The sequence below is a fragment of the Bacillus sp. JJ1127 genome (assembly GCF_036965845.1).
Classification (GTDB): domain Bacteria; phylum Bacillota; class Bacilli; order Bacillales; family Bacillaceae_G; genus Bacillus_A.
The window spans coordinates 1-17,761 of sequence record NZ_JBALQK010000162.1; the positions used below are offsets into that span (position 1 = coordinate 1).

The following is a 17,761-nucleotide window of genomic DNA, read 5'->3' on the forward strand; positions in this document are numbered from 1 at the left end:
AAGCAATATTGTTACCAAAAACAACTATTTTGTATAATAGTGATAGGGATGGTTTTTAGAAATTTGATAATGAAAGAGTGAAAAGTATGAAAGATATATTGAAACAGCAATATGCCATTATTGATATTGGTTCAAATACAATGCGATTAGTTATTTATGAAAAACAAAATGGAGGTTTTTATAAAGAGATTGAAAATACAAAAGTTGTAGCTCGTTTAAGAAATTACTTAATTGATGGTATACTAATAGAAGATGGAATGAATATACTCCTGCAAACATTACTTCAATTTCAAGAAAGTACAAGGTTTCATGGATTGCATAATGTGCGTTGTGTTGCGACAGCAACGATTCGACAAGCAAAGAACCAAGCAGAAATTAAAAAGCTTGTAGAAGGAAAAACAGATTTTATACTTAGAATTTTATCTGAATATGAGGAAGCTCGTTACGGTTATTTAGCAGTAATGAATTCAACTTCTTTTACAGAAGGAATTACTGTTGACATTGGCGGTGGTAGTACAGAGGTTACATATTTTCGAGATAGAGAAATTGTAGAATATTATAGTTTTCCATTTGGGGCACTTTCTTTAAAGCAACAATTCATTCGTCATGAGACACCAATTTCAGAAGAATTAGATGAATTAAGAAGATATTTATGGTATCAATTCCGAACTTTGCCGTGGCTAAATGAAAAAAAATTACCGCTTATTGCGATAGGCGGAAGCGCACGTAATATGGTGAAAATTCATCAAAATTTGATTTCTTATCCAATAGCAGGTTTACATTTATATAAAATGAAAGAAGCGGACATAAAAGAGGTACAGGCAGAGTTAATTAATCTTTCTTTCACAGATTTGCAAAAATTAGATGGTTTAGCAAAAGATCGAGCTGATACGATTATTCCAGCGGTAGAAGTGTTTCATATGCTAACTAATATTGTGCAGGCTCCAGCTTTTGTATTAAGTCGGAAAGGATTGCGAGAAGGTGTTTTCTACGAAGAACTAACAAAAAATTTAGGCATTTCTTATTACCCAAATGTGTTAGAAGAAAGTTTAAACTTATTATCCTATGAGTATGGAATGGATATGGGATATGTAATTCAGCTTATTAAACAAGGAGCTTTAATCTGCAAGCAACTTGAGGAAGCTGAGGTGATTTGCTTGTCAGAAAAGGATTGGGAGACATTTCATCAAGCTGCCAAAGTATGTAATATTGGGAAATACATAGATGTAGAAGCAAGTCGTTTACATACATTTTATTTATTGGCAAATAAAACGATTGACGGTATGATGCATAAAGATCGAGTTAGACTCGCACTCATCGCCTCTTATAAATCAAAAATGTTATTTAAACAGTATTTAGCACCATTTGAAGGTTGGTTTGATAAAAGTGAACAGAAAACAATTTGCTTGTTAGGAGCAGTTTTACAATTTTCAGCTGCTTTAAATGTGAGACAACGAGCGTTTGTTGAAAAGATTCATGTGGAAAAAGAGAAAGAGGGGCTTGCATTTCGTATTGTTTGTAAACAATCAGCTTTAGCAGAAAAGGTACAAGCAGAAAAGCAGAAAAAACAGCTGGAAAAAGCATTAAAGATGAACATTCATTTAATATTTGAAGAGAAATATTAACTTGTACGGACGTCTTTACAAAAGTTTTACACTTTAATAAATTGGAATTTGATACAATAAATGTAATTAAATTATATTGAAAAAGTTTCAAGGGAAGTGTGGAGAAAATGGAATTAGTGAAGGGGAATTCGGTAAATTTAAATGATACTGCTTATTATAATAACCGTGAATTAAGCTGGCTAGCTTTTAATGAACGCGTATTACAAGAAGCACAGGATGAAAGTAATCCGCTTTTAGAAAGATTAAAGTTTATTAGTATCTTTAGTTCGAACTTGGATGAGTTTTTTATGGTACGCGTTGCAGGATTAAAGGATCAGGTAAGCGCGGGGTTTAATCAACCGGAAAACAAGGCGGGTTTAACACCGAAACAACAGCTTAATAAAATCTCTACGAAAGCTCATGAATTAATGACAGTTCAGTATAATACATTTAAAAATACTGTATTGCCAGCACTTGAAGAAGAAGGGATTGAGCCTTTAGCATTTCACGATTTAACGAAAGAACAACGTGAATTTATTGAAGAATATTTTGATGAGCAAATTTTTCCGGTTTTAACACCTGTAGCAATCGATGCATATCGTCCGTTTCCGATGCTTTTAAATAAAAGTTTAAACTTAGCTACGATTCTCTATGATGAAAAACAGGTAGAGGAAGAAAACCGCACAAAGCTTGGGATTGTTCAAGTGCCATCATTGCTCGAGCGTTTTATTTTTTTACCAAGTGAAGATCAAAAGCATAAATTTATTTTATTAGAAGACGTTATTAGTAGTTTTACTCATAAATTATTTACAGGATACAAAGTATCCTCTGTCACTCGTTTTCGTATTACGCGTAATGCGGATTTAACAATACACGAAGAGGGTGCGCGTGATCTATTGAAAGTGATTGAAAAAGAGTTGAAAAAACGTAAGTGGGGAGCTGCTGTTCGCTTAGAAGTTGGAAAAGAGCATGTAGATGAAAGAGTGTTAGCCTTATTATATGAGGTGTTAGAGGTAAAAGATGAAGATGTATATATGATGGATGGACCGTTAGATCTAACATGTTTATTTTCCCTATATAAAAAATTAGCACCTTTATATGAACATCTTGTTTATCCAGCTCTGATTCCGCAGCCACCTCAAGATTTAGACGATGAAGAAGATGTATTTGAGAAAGCAATCGAGCACGATATTTTATTACATCATCCATTTGAATCTTTTCAGCCCGTTGTTGATTTTGTACGTGATGCAGCAGATGATCCAAATGTGCTGGCAATCAAGCAAACGTTATATCGTGTCAGTGGAGATTCTCCGATCATTCAGGCTTTAAAGACGGCAGCCGAAAAGGGAAAACAAGTAACGGTGCTTGTTGAATTAAAAGCTCGATTTGATGAAGAAAATAATGTCCATTGGGCAAAGGAACTGGAACAAGCTGGTTGCCATGTTATTTATGGTGTGAGTCATTTGAAAACCCATAGTAAAATTACACTTGTTGTGCGAAGAAAATACGGAAAAATCGAAAGGTTTGTACATTTGGGGACAGGAAATTATAACGATGCTACAGCAAAACTATATACAGACTTTGGATATATTACATCTCGAAAAGATTTTGGGGTAGATGCAACAAATTTCTTTAATTATTTGAGCGGCTATACAACGAAACCTCATTTTCATCATTTGTCAGTGGCCCCTTTTGACATACGTCAGCAATTTATGGAGCTAATAGATGAAGAGATTCGCTATCATAAGCAATATGGTAATGGACACATTATTGCTAAGATGAATTCATTAACGGATAAACCGTTGATTCAAAAGTTGTATGAGGCATCACAGGCTGGGGTAAAGGTGGAACTTATCGTTAGGGGAACATGCTGCTTGCGTCCCGGTATTCAAAATGTAAGTGAAAACATTCGGGTGATTAGTTTCGTTGGACGGTATTTAGAGCATAGCCGTATTTATTATTTTCATCATAATGGAGATGAAAAAATTTATTTATCTTCAGCTGACTGGATGACAAGGAATATGGAAAAGCGGGTAGAAATATCTTTCCCAATTCTAGGTTTTGAAATGAAAGCGAGAATAAAAGCAATTTTACAGCTTGTTTTGGCGGATAATGTAAAAACACGCGAACAAAATAAAGATGGTGAATACTACTATGTAATAAATAATGGCTCCGAAGAGATTGATAGCCAAGTAAAATTATTTAAGATGGTTTATCAAGAGATGGATGCAGAGTAATGGAATAACAGATTAGTATGACCATAAAAACCTCTTATTTATATAAGAGGTTTTTATGCTTTTTTCCTAAAAATATCTATTAAAAATTCAGAGGAAATAAAGCAGTAAGGAATGAGAGAATAGTTTTTTAGATTTACCTAATGCAATTTGTAAATCGCTAGAATTATGCTGAAGGAAGTCCTGAATTAATAATAATACGGCTGACATGGATTTCCGTAACAAGGAAACGGTGCCGGTGGATAAGGCGCTGGTGGTGGATAAGGTGGATAGAAAGGTCTAGGACCAAATGCTAATGCTCCACCAAGTAATCCGCCAGCAATTCCAGCTAAAAATGGAACGCCGAAAAATGGTAAGAAGCGCGAGTCGTCTATTGGGCCAATAGGTGCTGAGCGAACTGGGATGGGTTGAAAATATGGATACATGTAACAACCTCCTTTAATGGACTCATTGTTATCATATGGAGAAAAAGCGTGGATGAGCGAGTACAAGAAAGGGTAGATAAGAAAATAGGCAAGTGTACGTTACAAATGGTGCAATGTAAAAAGTGTAATTTCAGGTCTGGCCATAAATCGGAATGGAACGCGCGTTCTCCCAAGGCCGCGATTTACATAGAGAAGTAAGTTGTGAATGTGATAAAAGCCTTCAATATAGTGTTTTGCAAGTGCTGGAGTAATAATTGCACCCAAAAAGGGGATTTGAACTTGTCCGCCATGGCTGTGTCCAGAAAGCTGAAGGTTTACTGGGAATTGAGCGGTTTTTGGTGCTATATCAGGTTCATGAACAAGTACAATTGTATAAATATCCTTCTGTGCATATTGTAATGTTGAATCGATTTCAGGTTTGCCAAGTAGTAGATCATCTATTCCGAAAATAGAGATTTCACTATTATCTAATAATCGAATGCGTTTTTCAGTATTTTTTAACAGTTCAAAACCTGAGTCACTCATGATTAGATCATAGTATTCTGTTCCATATCCACCATGATCGTGATTTCCATAGATTGCAAATTTACCAAATGGTGCATGGATATTACGCAAAATGGAGGAGACAAAAGGAGCATCACTATATGTCTGATAATTATCAATTAAATCACCTGTAAAAAGAACGATATCTGGTGCTGTTTCATTAATTTTGGAGACAATGTAAGATAAGCGCTGAAGAGAAAAGTAGTATCCGAGATGTAAATCACTAAACTGAATAATCTTCATGCCATGAAAACTTTTTGGAATAAGCGGAGACCGAAGTGTATGATGCGTCAAAGAAAGGGAATTTGGTTCTATATATTTAGCATAGTAATAGCCGAGGCTAGCTGTAATACAAGTATAGAGACAAGTGCGAATTCCTGTTTTTATAAAGTTTCTTCTTGTTATTTGTTTCATGGGAATATGAGCGAACCTATAGTTTATAAGGTGTATGAACAATTCATTATAGGTCACTTGGCTCTCCTTTTCGTTTATTTCTTGTTATAGAATTTTATTTTGAAAGATAGAAAAATAGCATATGTGATAAGAAATATGATAATGAAAGAAATTTCCTGTATTTAAAAGATATCAGAAAACTTTAAAAATATAAAGATTTCTTTCAAATAAAGTGGTAAAATGAATGTGTATTCATTTTTTGAGGGAGGGGATATATTTGAAAGAAAAAGTAGTTATCATAACAGGTGGCTCAAGTGGAATGGGAAAAGGAATGGCAGCTCGGTTTGCAAAGGAAGGGGCACGTGTTGTTATTACAGGACGTACAAAAGAAAAGCTTGAGGAAACCCAGAAAGAGATTGAACAATTTCCAGGGCAAGTATTGACTGTGCAAATGGATGTGCGAAGTACAGATGATATTCAACGTATGGTTGAACATATTGATGAGAAATTTGGACGTATTGATATTTTAATTAACAATGCAGCAGGTAATTTTATTTGTCCTGCAGAAGATTTATCTGTTAACGGTTGGAATGCAGTAATTAATATTGTACTAAATGGAACATTTTATTGTAGCCAAGCAGTAGGGAAATATTGGATCGAAAAAGGGATAAAAGGAAATATCATTAATATGGTAGCAACGTATGCCTGGGATGCGGGACCAGGTGTGATCCATTCTGCTGCAGCGAAAGCTGGTGTATTAGCGATGACGAAAACGCTTGCTGTTGAGTGGGGACGTAAATATGGGATACGAGTCAATGCCATTGCACCTGGCCCGATTGAACGTACAGGCGGTGCGGACAAATTGTGGATTTCGGAGGAGATGGCTAAGCGTACATTACAAAGCGTTCCGTTAGGTAGATTAGGGACACCAGAAGAAATTGCAGGCTTAGCTTTTTATCTAAGTTCTGATGCAGCTGCTTACATAAATGGAACGTGTATGACAATGGATGGTGGGCAACACCTACATCAGTATCCGTTCTAAAGGGATTGTATAAAATGGGGCATGGATATGACTACTTATCCGTGTATGATAAAATGTGAAGAATTTGTGACATTTGAGAAAAAGTGTTTACAGGAGAAGTTATATAAGGTATATTTAAGACCTCTTTTTTCTTCATAGTAGAATTGCTAATTCCCCTTAGCATTTTACCCCTCTAATCCCTTCAGGAAAACTGAAGGGATTTTTTATTATTTTTCTATACATACCATGTTATAATTTTTGAAAAGTAAAGGGAGGGAAATGTTTTGATAGATGCATTAGATGTAATGAGTAATTTGGATAAAGTCCTTCCTTATTATCAAGCTATTTTTAGTGCTGATGAACATACAGTAATTGGATACGAAGTAGTAGGGCGTATCCAAACAGAAGAGGGTATACAAAGTCTTTCCTCTTTCTTTCATGATGATTCCATTCCAAGTGAGTTTCAACTCGAAGCGGATAATGTCATTGTAGAAAAAGCATTAGATAGGTACCTAGAGACAAAGCAAACATTTTTATTGTTTATACACCGAAATGCGAACGTACTTATGAACGATGAAGATGAGAGTTTACTTCAACTATTGTTAATGTATGAAAAAAAAGGGCTGAACTTACGAAATATTGTTTTAGAAATAACAGAGCATGAGTGTAAGGAAGATATAGAACAATTTAATCATTTACTCATGTATTACCGTACATATGGCATTCAAACTTCAATTAATAAAGTAGGAACAGGTACGAGTAATTTGGAGCGAATTAGTGTGTTAGCCCCTGATATTTTAAAAGTAGATTTAACAAATTTACGACAAACTGCACTTTTACAATCGTATCAAGATATTTTATATTCTTTGTCCTTATTAGCGAGAAGAATTGGTGCGACATTACTATACGAAGAAATTGATGCTTTTTACCAACTGCAATATGCTTGGAAGAATGGTGGAAGATACTATCAAGGTAATTATTTGAAAGAGTGTTTGCCAGATTTTATTGAGGCAGACATTTTAAAAGAACGTCTTGGCAATGAATGTCATCAATTTATTCAACATGAAAAGAAAAAACTACAAAAGATTTATCAATTAACGGAAACATTGCGTGATCAAGTTGGAAATGTGTTATCTAAGCCCAAAAAGAATGAAGATGTTAATGAGTGGTTATTACATTTTAGTCAACATGTATCACAGTATAGTTTTCGAATTTTCATTTGCAATGAAGACGGTTTTCAACAATCAGGAAACGTTATGAAAAAAGATGGTGCATGGATTGTTATGCCGGAGTATTATATGAAAAACTGGAGTTGGCGTCCGTATTTTTTAGAAAATATAATGAAAATGCGGTTTGAAAATAAAGCAAGGCTTTCGGATTTATATGCAGACATAGAAACGGGTGAAATGGTACGAACATTCTCTTTCCCAATCGATGATGAACAGTTCTTATTTATTGATTTATCATATGAATTTTTATATGAAGAAGATGTTTTATTTTAATGCACGAAGCAATTCGTGCATTTTTTTTGTTTGTTTTTATCATAAATTGGTAATAGTGAAAATGATGGTGAAAATGCTGTCTATCATTGTAAAGATTTTACGAACGAAACCATCACTTTCTTTGCATAATCATTGTTACAATGAATACTACAAAGACAAGCTCTTGTAAAGGAAGGTGAAAGAATGAAAAAATATGGGATATGGTTTGTTCTATTTTTATGTGTTGCCTTTCTAGTTGGGTATAGTGTTACAACAGTTCTTGGTAAAGAAGAAACAAAAGTGGATCGAAAAGAAGTGTTTACAACGATTCAAAAGGGATATGAAGTACAATTTTCAATTCGAGGTAAGCATTTAACGGTGAGTAAAATGTATGATGCGTTATCACCATATTTTACAGATAATTTCCTTCAAGTTTTTACAGATGAAAATAGCAATGATGATAAAAAAAGTGGTGAATACTTATTTCCTACAAAAGAAGCACCTTTTTCATTTAGTTCGCAGACAAAACTGGCGTATGATGAAGAGCACGGCCTTTTATATGTATATGAACGGACAAAAAATGAACAATATCAAATTGTGACTTTGCAAAAGGATAAAGGGAAATGGAAATTAGCTGGTTATCATGAAAGTCAGGAACTTTTGACAGAAATGAAAAAATTGCAAGAGTTAAAAGAACAGGAATAGTGCATTTTTGCCTATTCCTATTCTAGATTGAGCAGCTGTTGTAACTTTTCAATTTGAAAACCAGTAACAACTTCCCCATCAACGACGACTGTGGGAGTTGAATAGGAGTTATAGTCATATAAAAGACGGTTGCGAGCAGCTGCATCCTTTTTTACGTCAAATTCTTCGTACGTTACGTTATTATGTTTTAAAAATTCTTTTACAATTGTACATGGCGGACAATCTGGTTGTGTATAAACCTCAATTTTCTTCATTAAAATTCCTCCTCATTTTCTGTTTTTAATTATATTCTCCAGCTAAAAAAACCGCAATAAAGAAAGAGAAAGATATTCTTTCTGCTTTTTACCTCTTATTTCGACAAATTTTAGTTGAGTTTCTGCTCAATAACCTTTATCCTAGAGTGTGGAACATTTTTTCTGTTATGACGGATAGAATGAGTATAGCTGTAAAACCTATTGATAGGAAGATTAGAGAAAGGGGAGATTTCATGTCTCTACTCCAAGGAATTTTAACTCGACTTGTTAGTCTACAAGAACAAGCTGAAAGCGGTGAAGTAGCACAACGCTATTTTGAAGTGAACGGTGAGCGCAAATGTAGCGTGAAATTTTTCGATAAAAGTGAAATGTATGAATTAGAAGTGTATCAACAAGGCGAAAAGCCACAAGTATATCAATTTGATAACATTGATATGGTTGCTATCGAAATTTACGATATTATTTCTTGATACATATAAAAAGGTACCGCCAAAGGGCGGTACTTTTTTTAGTAATGCTAGGTTTTATGGGCTGTTGTTTTATTCCATCTGTACAGAAGCAAGGGAGAGAGCACCTTATAAAGAATAGGGGGATGGAGTTATATGTATAAGAATTTTAAATTTTTCCAACACTGGTAATAAAAGTTTGAAGGGAGTGCTGAAAGTGGAGAGACTACCAATTGTTGTTTGTCCAAAATGTCATAGTTCATCTGAAATTGTTCATGTATTAACCGCCCAGTCTAATCAAAATGTAATTTATACATGTCCCTCTTGTCAGTATGTGATCCGAAATATTGAAACGAATAAAGGATAGTAAAGTCATATTTTGCGCTTTTGTCCCATACAATGAGAATGCAAAAAGTCTGTCTAATCGAAAGGACGTGACTATGTGGACGGAGAGCATAGATTTTATAATGTATCAGAGAGACATATGGATTTTGAAACGGTTTTTATACGTATTTGTAATTTTATTGAAAAAGATCCACGTAATTTATATCGCTTATCCATTGGTACAGATTCACAAGCACACCAGAAAGTTACACGTTTTATTACGGCAGTGCACATTCATCGTGTGGGAAAAGGAGCATGGGGGTGTTTGCGTCATAAAGCAGTGCATAAAATGCCAACGACATTGCGTGAAAAAATATATTTAGAAACACAGCTAAGTCAAGAGATTGCTTGTTTGTTTACGCCAGACCATATACAGAGGATATGGGATTTATTGCATCCATATGCTCATGAGGGAGCAGGATTTGTAATGGAAATTCACTTAGATATAGGAAATGATGGATTAACAAAAGAATTTATTTCAGATATGACAACGAAGGTAAGAGCGATGGGATTAACGGCAAAGATTAAACCAGATGCTTATGCGGCCTTTAGTTATGCAAATCGCTATACAAAATAAAAAACTGAATTTTTTATCTATTAAATAAAGCAAATATTTTATATAATAAATAATAAGGAAACAAGCATAAGGAGAGGAGTACATGCAGAAGGAAGTTACTTTAACAAATGAAGAAAAAAAATTGCTATTGGATATCTTATTTCGTCAAAACTACGCTAGTGAAATTTTAGCTGTTGAGCTTACAGATATTGAGAGCGGCCTCAAAAAAACAGATATTTCCCAATATAGAAGAATTACAAGATTATTTTATCGATTAAAAAATGAAGGATACTAAGGACTACCAGAAAGGTAGTTTTTTTTTGTGTGTTCTATGATAAAATGAAGTGTGTATCATATTTTTGTTGGAATAAACTAAGGACAAAATAATAATATGAAAACGCTATCATAAGATATGAATAGAAATGGAAAATAAAAAGAATTTTTAAATAAGAAGTTTTTTATCATGTATTAAAAACCATGTTAGCAGGAAAAAGTGGGGGATGTAAGATGATTAGTATTCCGAAAGATGAGTTTCAACAAGTTCTTGTCAAGGATTTAATGATTTCATCAGAAAAGGTTGCACATGTTCAAATTGGAAATAGCTTAGAGCATGCTTTACTTGTTCTTGTAAAATCTGGATATTCTGCAATTCCTGTTTTGGACCCTATGTACAAATTACATGGGCTAATTAGTACTGCAATGATTTTGGATGGGATTTTAGGGCTAGAACGTATTGAATTTGAGAAGCTTGAGGACATGAAAGTGGAGCAGGTAATGAAAAAAGATATTCCGACTCTTAGGCTGGAAGATTCTTTTGCGAAAGCATTAGAAATGACAATTGATCATCCTTTTATTTGTGCTGTAAATGATGAAGAGTATTTTGAAGGTATTTTAACGCGACGTGCTATTTTAAAGTTGTTGAATAAAAAAGTAAGGCAACATAATCGATAAAGAGGGGTGAGCGACTTCGGTGAAAGGGAGAAGTCGCTTTTTTATCGTGCATCTCTGTTATGTATGTATTATATTTAGAAAGATACAAATAAGCATAAAAGGATAAGGGAAGTGCCAACTCATTCACGGTTCTTAAAGATAGAAAATGAATATTGCATGCTAGGAAACAATGTGTATATATATTGACTCACTATTTGCTCCACCTGAAAATTTAGGATAGACAAAGGAGTGAGGTGAAGGAGAACTGTTTGTGAAAGTTCGATTTGTGATGACAAATGATGGGGGATAACATTTCTCACTGACTAAAAAATTCACTTTATTATGTAGGATAAGGAAAGAGGGAGAAAGGTGCAAATTGATGATTTTCAAATGATGGTTGTTTTAGCACAAGAATCCAATATGAGAAGAGCGGCGGAGCGTTTGTTTGTTTCGCAGCCTGCACTCAGTCAACGCTTACAATCGATGGAAAAACAATGGGGAATGAAATTTTTTATTCGTTCACAAAAAGGATTGACAATCACACCAGAAGGGGAAAAGGTGGCTAATTATGCAAAAGATATGTTGCAAAGAGAAGAAGCTATTAAAAGTGAATTGGCAATCTATCGAACGGAGACATATGGGACATTAAAAATAGCTGTTGCATCTGTAATTGGACAATACTGGTTACCTCCTGTTTTGAAGAGGTTTGTACAAAAGTATCCTTTTGTGAAAATTTCTCTTTTCACAGGTTGGAGTAGCGAGGTGCAAAAACATTTTTATGAAGGCGATGTTCATGTCGCTATATTGCGGGGAACACAAGAATATAAAGGTCATAAACAACAATTGTTTGAAGATGAACTGTATTTAGTTGATACGGAGATTAAAGATATTGCTATGTTAAAGGATACAAATAGACCTTTTATACAATTTAAAAGTGATTCGACATACTATGGACAAATACAAAATTGGTGGTACAGTTTATTTTCTAATCCTCCTAAGCGTACAATCGTAGTTGATCAGATTGAAACGTGTAAGCAACTTGTTTTAAATGGAATTGGTTATGCGCTTTTACCTTCTACTGTCTTGAAAGAAGTAAAGGAAAATACATTCAGAATACCTGTTCGTCTAACGCGAGAAACGTGGTTATTAACAAGTGATTCCGCAAGACAGCTTAAACAAGTACAGGCGTTTTTGGAAATTATAGAAGAAATTCAAATGGAAAAATAAGATTATTATCTTGCTACGAGCTCTCTCGTTTGGTAGAGTAACAATATAAATGGATTTAGGAGGCAATAAGCATGAAAATGATGGATGCAAACGAAATTATTTCGTTTATTCAAAAAAGTGAGAAGAAAACTCCCGTAAAGGTATACATAAAAGGGGATTTAAAAGAAGTAGCATTCCCTGAGACAGTACAAGCATTTGTAAATAAAAAAGCTGGTGTTTTATTCGGAGAATGGTCTGATATTAAGACAATGCTTGAAGAAAATAAAAAGCATGTTACAGATTATGTTGTTGAAAATGACCGTCGTAATTCTGCAATTCCAATGCTTGATTTAAAAGGTATTAAAGCTCGTATTGAGCCAGGCGCAATCATTCGCGATCATGTTGAAATTGGTGATAATGCTGTTATTATGATGAATGCAACGATTAATATCGGTGCAGTAATCGGTGAAGGTTCAATGATCGATATGAACGCTGTACTTGGCGGACGTGCAACAGTAGGTAAGAACTGTCACGTAGGTGCAGGTGCTGTTCTTGCAGGCGTTATTGAACCACCTTCTGCAAAACCAGTTATCGTTGAAGACGATGTTGTAATTGGTGCAAATGTAGTTGTTTTAGAAGGTGTTACAGTAGGTAAAGGTGCAGTTGTTGCAGCAGGTGCAGTTGTAACTGAAGATGTACCACCATACACAGTTGTTGCAGGAACGCCAGCGCGTGTTATTAAAGAAATTGATGAGAAGACAAAAGCGAAAACAGAAATTAAACAAGAGCTTCGTCAATTAAATCCAGAAAAATAAAGAACGAAAGCGTAAGAGCAACTAAGCTCTTACGCTTTTTATAAATGGCGGTGAAAATATGACAGTTAGTAAATTTGTTCAAATTCGTAGAGATTTACATAAAATTCCGGAATTAGGATTTAAGGAATGGAAAACGCAACAATATATTTTAGATTATATTGATACTCTTCCTAAGGAAAATATTGAAGTTAAAACATGGAAGACGGGTGTAATTGTTAAGGCAAAGGGCAGAAACCCAGAGAAAACGATTGGTTATCGCGCAGATATTGATGGTTTGCCGATTCCTGAGGAAACAGGTTATGAATTCGCTTCTACTCATGAAGGGATGATGCATGCATGTGGTCATGATTTGCATACTGCCATCGGTTTAGGGCTTTTAACGGCTACTGTAAATGAAAGAGTAGACGATGATCTTGTCTTTCTATTCCAACCAGCTGAAGAAGGACCAGGTGGGGCTCTACCCATGTTAGAAAGTGAAGTGCTGAAGGAATGGAAGCCAGATATGATCCTTGGTCTTCATATTGCACCTGAGTATCCGGTAGGGACAATTGCAACAAAAGAAGGGCTACTATTTGCAAATACATCAGAGCTATATATTGATTTAAAAGGAAAAGGTGGACATGCAGCGTATCCGCATACAGCAAATGATATGATTGTTGCAGCTAGTCATCTTGTTACACAGCTTCAATCAGTGATTAGCCGGAACGTGAATCCACTTGATAGCGCAGTTATTACAATTGGTAAAATTACAGGTGGTACAGTCCAAAATATAATTGCAGAAAAATCTCGCTTAGAAGGGACGATTCGAACATTATCTGTTGAATCAATGAAACGGGTTAAAAATCGAATTGAAGCAATTGTTACAGGTATTGAAGCGGCATTTCAATGCGAAGCTGTAATTGATTACGGAGCAATGTACCATCAAGTATATAACCATGAAGCGTTAACGAAGGAGTTTATGCAGTTTGCATCGGAGCAAACCAATATGAATGTCGTTACATGTACAGAGGCGATGACAGGAGAAGATTTCGGATACATGATTCGAGATATTCCAGGATTCATGTTCTGGCTTGGAGTAGACTCAGAATATGGTTTGCATCATGCAAAATTACAACCGAATGAATCTGCGATTGAACAGACAATTATGTTTTTAAATCAATATGTAAAATGGAAAGGGAACAGAAAATAGAGTCTGTTCCTTTTCTATGTGAAAAATATGATTTATAATGCATTTTTTTTGTAATTCTAACACAATACTTTATAATGGTAGGTGGAGGGATAAGTTGTTAGTAAGTTATTTTATAATAATTATTAAATGAAATTGACTGAAAACTGATTTCTCCTATATAATACAAGAGTAGACAATATTTACTAAAAAATCACGGAGGTTGATACATATGGCAGAACGTATGGTAGCAAAACAAGCGCCACGCTTTGAAATGGATGCTGTTATGCCAAACAAAGAATTTGGTAAAGTAAGTCTTGAAGAAGTTATGAAACAGGATAAATGGACAGTACTTTTCTTCTATCCAATGGATTTCACTTTCGTATGTCCAACAGAAATCATCGCACTTTCTGATCGCTACGACGAGTTCGAAGATTTAGACGCAGAAGTAATCGGTGTATCTACTGATACAATTCATACTCATTTAGCTTGGATTAACACTGACCGTACGAAAAACGGTTTAGGTGAATTAAAATACCCTCTAGCAGCTGATACTAACCATGTAGTATCTCGTGACTACGGCGTATTACTTGAAGAAGAAGGTATTGCACTTCGCGGTTTATTCATCATTAGCCCAGAGGGTGAATTAATGTACCAAGTTGTACATCACAACAACATTGGACGTGAAGTTGATGAAGTGCTTCGTGTTCTTCAAGCTCTTCAAACTGGTGGACTTTGCCCAGCAAACTGGAAACCAGGTCAAGAAACTTTAAACGTTTAATTTTATTTTAAATTACAGGAGGTCTAACAAATAGTTTGTTAGACCTCTCTCTACATCCGTAAGGGGGAGAAATCATGAAGTTACGTCAACTAATGCCTTCTTTAGACGGTGCAACAGCAGTATTAAATGGAGAAGTAGTGCGTGAGTCACTAATTGGTGAAAGACCAACACTTATTCACTTTTGGTCAGTTAGTTGCCATTTGTGTAAAGAAGCAATGCCGGATATTAACAAATTCCGTGATGAATATAAAGAGCAATTAAATGTTGTTGCAGTTCATATGCCGCGATCAGAAGAAGATTTAAGTCTTGAGCAGGTAGAAGCGGTGGCGAAAGAGCATGGAATAACACAATCTATTTTAGTGGATAATCAGCACAAAATTACAGATGCATTTGAAAATCAATATGTACCAGCGTATTATGTATTTGATAAAAACGGAGTACTTCGTCATTTCCAAGCAGGTGGAAGTGGTATGCAAATGTTAACAAAACGAGTAAATCGTGTGCTAGATGAAGCGAAAAAGGAAGCTGAGTAAGATTAGCACTGTCCTTTCATGCTCATTTAATTTGAGAGTACAAGCTTCTATTGATAGATGCAAAAGCCTCCTTATAGGAGGTTTTTGTTTTATCTCGTTATTTGCGGGCAGTAATACTCCCACCTCGAAATTTAGCGAAAGCAAAGAAGTTAGGTAGGATATCATTAGTGTAGATAAAGGGATTACTAGTGGTGAAAGTGTTTAAATCTTGAATAGTGGAGCATTTGTACAGTTGAAAATGAATAAAAAGAAAATCTTACAGTCAGAAATGAAACTATATGTTTTAGTTTACTTTTTATATTAAAAGTGTGTAAAATCAATGTGATACATGGAAAAAGGGTGGGGAATCAGGTGCAAATTAGCAGTGCAATCTTATGTTTCTTTTTATATGCATATGTTATTATTGCGGCGATCTATTTTGGGATAAGCTTTTATGCATATCGCTTAGCCAATAAACATGAATATGGAGACACATATAAGTGGGTGAAGGGATATTTATCGCCTGTATTAGAAATTATGAATGGCTTTGTTCTTTTTTTATTTATTGGATTAATTGCTTTTTCAACGAGCCTAGTTGGAAATAAGACAACGTTATTTGTAATAGGTATTATTATTTTTATGTTATTAGGTATTCGAATTGGTAATGCTGTGTTTTGGAATGAACGGACAATTGATGGCTGGACAGGTATGTTGATTCCAAGTATGTTAGCTGCCATAGTTACAAATATAGAACATGAATATTACCAGCTTCATTTTTGGTTAATTATTATCTTAACGATTCTTTCTGTTCTGTATATAAGTACAGCATTTTTAACATATTGTGCAAATGAAAAAGGGGATGTAAATGGCGTTCGCTTTTTTAGAATTCGATCATTATTTTGGAGTGTTCCGACAATGCTTGTCATAGGAATCATTGCGGTTGTTGTGAATGGATATCATTTTATCGGATGGCAAGTTTTTTTAGAAACTTGGTGGATCTTTATTATTTCTTTTGGTGCTTTTTTAGGGGCAACGCATTACTTATTTCATCAACACCATTATATATGGGCGCTCTTATTTGCATTTGCACAGCTCTTGTTTGCCTTTTTTGGACAAGAAACATTATTATTTGTTTTTCAAACGTTTAGTTCGTTCGGGAATATTTTTGTGTTTGGAATGCTTATTTGCGGTATTTCATTTTATTTACAACAGTATTTTTACATACAAAAGCAAAAATAAGTACGGTTCGCTAGTCTTTGTAGCAAATATAAAATATGCTACAATGAAAATAGATTGGACTTGATGTTATTGGAGGAATTCATGTGAGTGAAAAAGAGAAAGAATTTGCTGTCATCGGGCTTGGACGTTTTGGGGGCAGCATTTGTCGTGAATTAGCTCAATTAGGCATGGAAGTAATGGCCATTGACCTAGATGAAGATAAAATTAATGAATTTGCGAACATTGCTTCACACGCTGTAATTGCTGATTCAACAGATGAAATGGTGTTAAAAAGTCTCGGTATCCGTAATTTTGACCATGTTGTGGTAGCAATTGGAGATAATCTAAATGCAAGTATTTTAACAACGCTCATTTTAAAAGAATTAGGCGTGAAAAATATTACTGTGAAGGCTCAAAATGATTATCATGAAAAAGTATTAAGTAAAATAGGTGCTGACCACATTGTACATCCAGAGAGAGACATGGGGAAACGTATTGCAAATAATATTGCTTCAAGTAACGTATTAGATTACCTAGAGCTTTCGGATGAACATAGTATTGTAGAAATTATTGCAAATAAAAAGATTGATAGTCATTCATTAATTGAATTAGATATTCGTGCGAAGTTTGGATTGAACATTGTAGCAATTAAACGTGGTAAAGAAGTTATTGTTTCTCCACGAGCTACAGAGAATATCCAAGCAGGAGATATTTTAATTGTAATTGGTCATGATGATGAAGTAAATCGCTTTAAACACTTCTTACGATAAAGTGAAATTTCCGTCAGTGGGGAGCTTCATCCCACACTGATGGAAAGCCCTCACCAATCGGGTATTAACGGGCAGTTATCTCCCACCTATCTTTTTCGCTTCTCTCGGAATCATGAGGTGCGAGTCTTACTGCCCGTTAATGCGGGATAAAAGTTTTTTCTCGATACAAAGAGTGTGAGGACAATATTTGTAAGTTAAGTAGTTCTGATACTTTGATGAAAAAACAAAATAAGAGTTGAATATCTTATGAGCTCACAACAGAATTAGCATATGAAATAAAAAAGGCTTGGTTTTAAACTAAGCCTTTTTTATTTCATA

20 protein-coding genes are annotated in these 17,761 nt (G+C 34.7%); 17 read left to right on the plus strand and 3 right to left on the minus strand.

Going from position 1 to position 17,761, the window contains the following annotated elements:
* Window positions 1-86: 86 nt before the first annotated feature.
* Entirely contained in the window at window positions 87-1,625 is a 1,539-nt protein-coding gene (locus tag V7183_RS16460; protein ID WP_335360202.1) for a Ppx/GppA family phosphatase, read from the plus strand.
* A 107-nt stretch (window positions 1,626-1,732) separates the two neighbouring features.
* Window positions 1,733-3,841 carry a polyphosphate kinase gene (locus tag V7183_RS16465; RefSeq protein WP_335360203.1) on the plus strand — a complete coding sequence of 703 codons (2,109 nt, stop codon included), beginning with the start codon at window positions 1,733-1,735 and terminating at the stop codon, window positions 3,839-3,841.
* A gap of 185 nt (window positions 3,842-4,026) precedes the next feature.
* Here V7183_RS16465 and V7183_RS16470 read toward each other — a convergent pair whose 3' ends face one another.
* The gene (locus tag V7183_RS16470) at window positions 4,027-4,263 is read right to left on the minus strand and encodes a hypothetical protein (RefSeq protein ID WP_097894981.1); all 237 of its coding nucleotides are present in this window, start codon (window positions 4,261-4,263) and stop codon (window positions 4,027-4,029) included.
* Between the two features lie 99 nt (window positions 4,264-4,362).
* Window positions 4,363-5,220, minus strand: coding sequence for a metallophosphoesterase (locus V7183_RS16475; RefSeq protein WP_097895329.1), 858 nt, complete (start codon window positions 5,218-5,220; stop codon window positions 4,363-4,365).
* 256 nt (window positions 5,221-5,476) lie between these two features.
* Here V7183_RS16475 and fadH point away from each other — a divergent pair, with 256 nt between their 5' ends.
* From fadH to V7183_RS16490, 3 genes are all read left to right on the plus strand, one after another.
* On the plus strand, window positions 5,477-6,241 hold the full coding sequence (fadH, locus tag V7183_RS16480; protein ID WP_097894982.1) for a 2,4-dienoyl-CoA reductase: 765 nt from the start codon (window positions 5,477-5,479) through the stop codon (window positions 6,239-6,241).
* Between the two features lie 263 nt (window positions 6,242-6,504).
* A complete protein-coding gene (locus V7183_RS16485) occupies window positions 6,505-7,722 on the plus strand; it encodes an EAL domain-containing protein (protein ID WP_097894983.1) in 1,218 nt (405 codons plus the stop codon).
* Between the two features lie 183 nt (window positions 7,723-7,905).
* Entirely contained in the window at window positions 7,906-8,406 is a 501-nt protein-coding gene (locus V7183_RS16490; RefSeq protein ID WP_097894984.1) for a DUF3993 domain-containing protein, read from the plus strand.
* Between the two features lie 17 nt (window positions 8,407-8,423).
* Here the strand turns inward: V7183_RS16490 and V7183_RS16495 are convergent, their stop codons facing one another.
* Window positions 8,424-8,660, minus strand: a complete 237-nt coding sequence (locus V7183_RS16495) for a glutaredoxin family protein (RefSeq protein WP_097894985.1) — start codon at window positions 8,658-8,660, stop codon at window positions 8,424-8,426.
* A 233-nt stretch (window positions 8,661-8,893) separates the two neighbouring features.
* Between V7183_RS16495 and V7183_RS16500 the strand changes: the two genes are divergently transcribed.
* The 12 genes from V7183_RS16500 to V7183_RS16555 all read left to right on the plus strand — a co-directional run bounded on the left by V7183_RS16500 (window position 8,894) and on the right by V7183_RS16555 (window position 17,443).
* Window positions 8,894-9,130 (plus strand): YkuJ family protein, encoded by a 237-nt coding sequence (locus tag V7183_RS16500; protein ID WP_000055151.1) that lies wholly within the window; start codon window positions 8,894-8,896, stop codon window positions 9,128-9,130.
* 193 nt (window positions 9,131-9,323) lie between these two features.
* Entirely contained in the window at window positions 9,324-9,473 is a 150-nt protein-coding gene (locus tag V7183_RS16505; protein WP_097894986.1) for a hypothetical protein, read from the plus strand.
* A gap of 75 nt (window positions 9,474-9,548) precedes the next feature.
* A complete protein-coding gene (locus V7183_RS16510) occupies window positions 9,549-10,067 on the plus strand; it encodes a ribonuclease H-like YkuK family protein (RefSeq protein ID WP_335360204.1) in 519 nt (172 codons plus the stop codon).
* Window positions 10,068-10,149: 82 nt separating this feature from the next.
* A complete protein-coding gene (gene abbA / locus V7183_RS16515; RefSeq protein ID WP_097894988.1) occupies window positions 10,150-10,341 on the plus strand; it encodes an antirepressor AbbA in 192 nt (63 codons plus the stop codon).
* 212 nt (window positions 10,342-10,553) lie between these two features.
* On the plus strand, window positions 10,554-10,997 hold the full coding sequence (gene cbpB / locus V7183_RS16520) for a cyclic-di-AMP-binding protein CbpB (protein ID WP_097894989.1): 444 nt from the start codon (window positions 10,554-10,556) through the stop codon (window positions 10,995-10,997).
* A 348-nt stretch (window positions 10,998-11,345) separates the two neighbouring features.
* Window positions 11,346-12,203: a LysR family transcriptional regulator gene (locus V7183_RS16525; RefSeq protein ID WP_097894990.1), complete on the plus strand. Its 858-nt coding sequence runs from the start codon at window positions 11,346-11,348 to the stop codon at window positions 12,201-12,203.
* A 71-nt stretch (window positions 12,204-12,274) separates the two neighbouring features.
* Entirely contained in the window at window positions 12,275-12,997 is a 723-nt protein-coding gene (dapD, locus tag V7183_RS16530; protein ID WP_097894991.1) for a 2,3,4,5-tetrahydropyridine-2,6-dicarboxylate N-acetyltransferase, read from the plus strand.
* Window positions 12,998-13,055: 58 nt separating this feature from the next.
* The gene (locus V7183_RS16535; protein ID WP_097894992.1) at window positions 13,056-14,186 is read left to right on the plus strand and encodes an N-acetyldiaminopimelate deacetylase; all 1,131 of its coding nucleotides are present in this window, start codon (window positions 13,056-13,058) and stop codon (window positions 14,184-14,186) included.
* A gap of 208 nt (window positions 14,187-14,394) precedes the next feature.
* The gene (locus tag V7183_RS16540; RefSeq protein WP_097894993.1) at window positions 14,395-14,943 is read left to right on the plus strand and encodes a peroxiredoxin; all 549 of its coding nucleotides are present in this window, start codon (window positions 14,395-14,397) and stop codon (window positions 14,941-14,943) included.
* 74 nt (window positions 14,944-15,017) lie between these two features.
* Entirely contained in the window at window positions 15,018-15,476 is a 459-nt protein-coding gene (locus V7183_RS16545; RefSeq protein ID WP_335360205.1) for a TlpA disulfide reductase family protein, read from the plus strand.
* 351 nt (window positions 15,477-15,827) lie between these two features.
* The gene (locus V7183_RS16550) at window positions 15,828-16,694 is read left to right on the plus strand and encodes a cytochrome C oxidase assembly protein (RefSeq protein ID WP_335360206.1); all 867 of its coding nucleotides are present in this window, start codon (window positions 15,828-15,830) and stop codon (window positions 16,692-16,694) included.
* Between the two features lie 83 nt (window positions 16,695-16,777).
* Window positions 16,778-17,443, plus strand: coding sequence for a potassium channel family protein (locus V7183_RS16555; RefSeq protein ID WP_335360207.1), 666 nt, complete (start codon window positions 16,778-16,780; stop codon window positions 17,441-17,443).
* Window positions 17,444-17,761 lie beyond the last annotated feature (318 nt).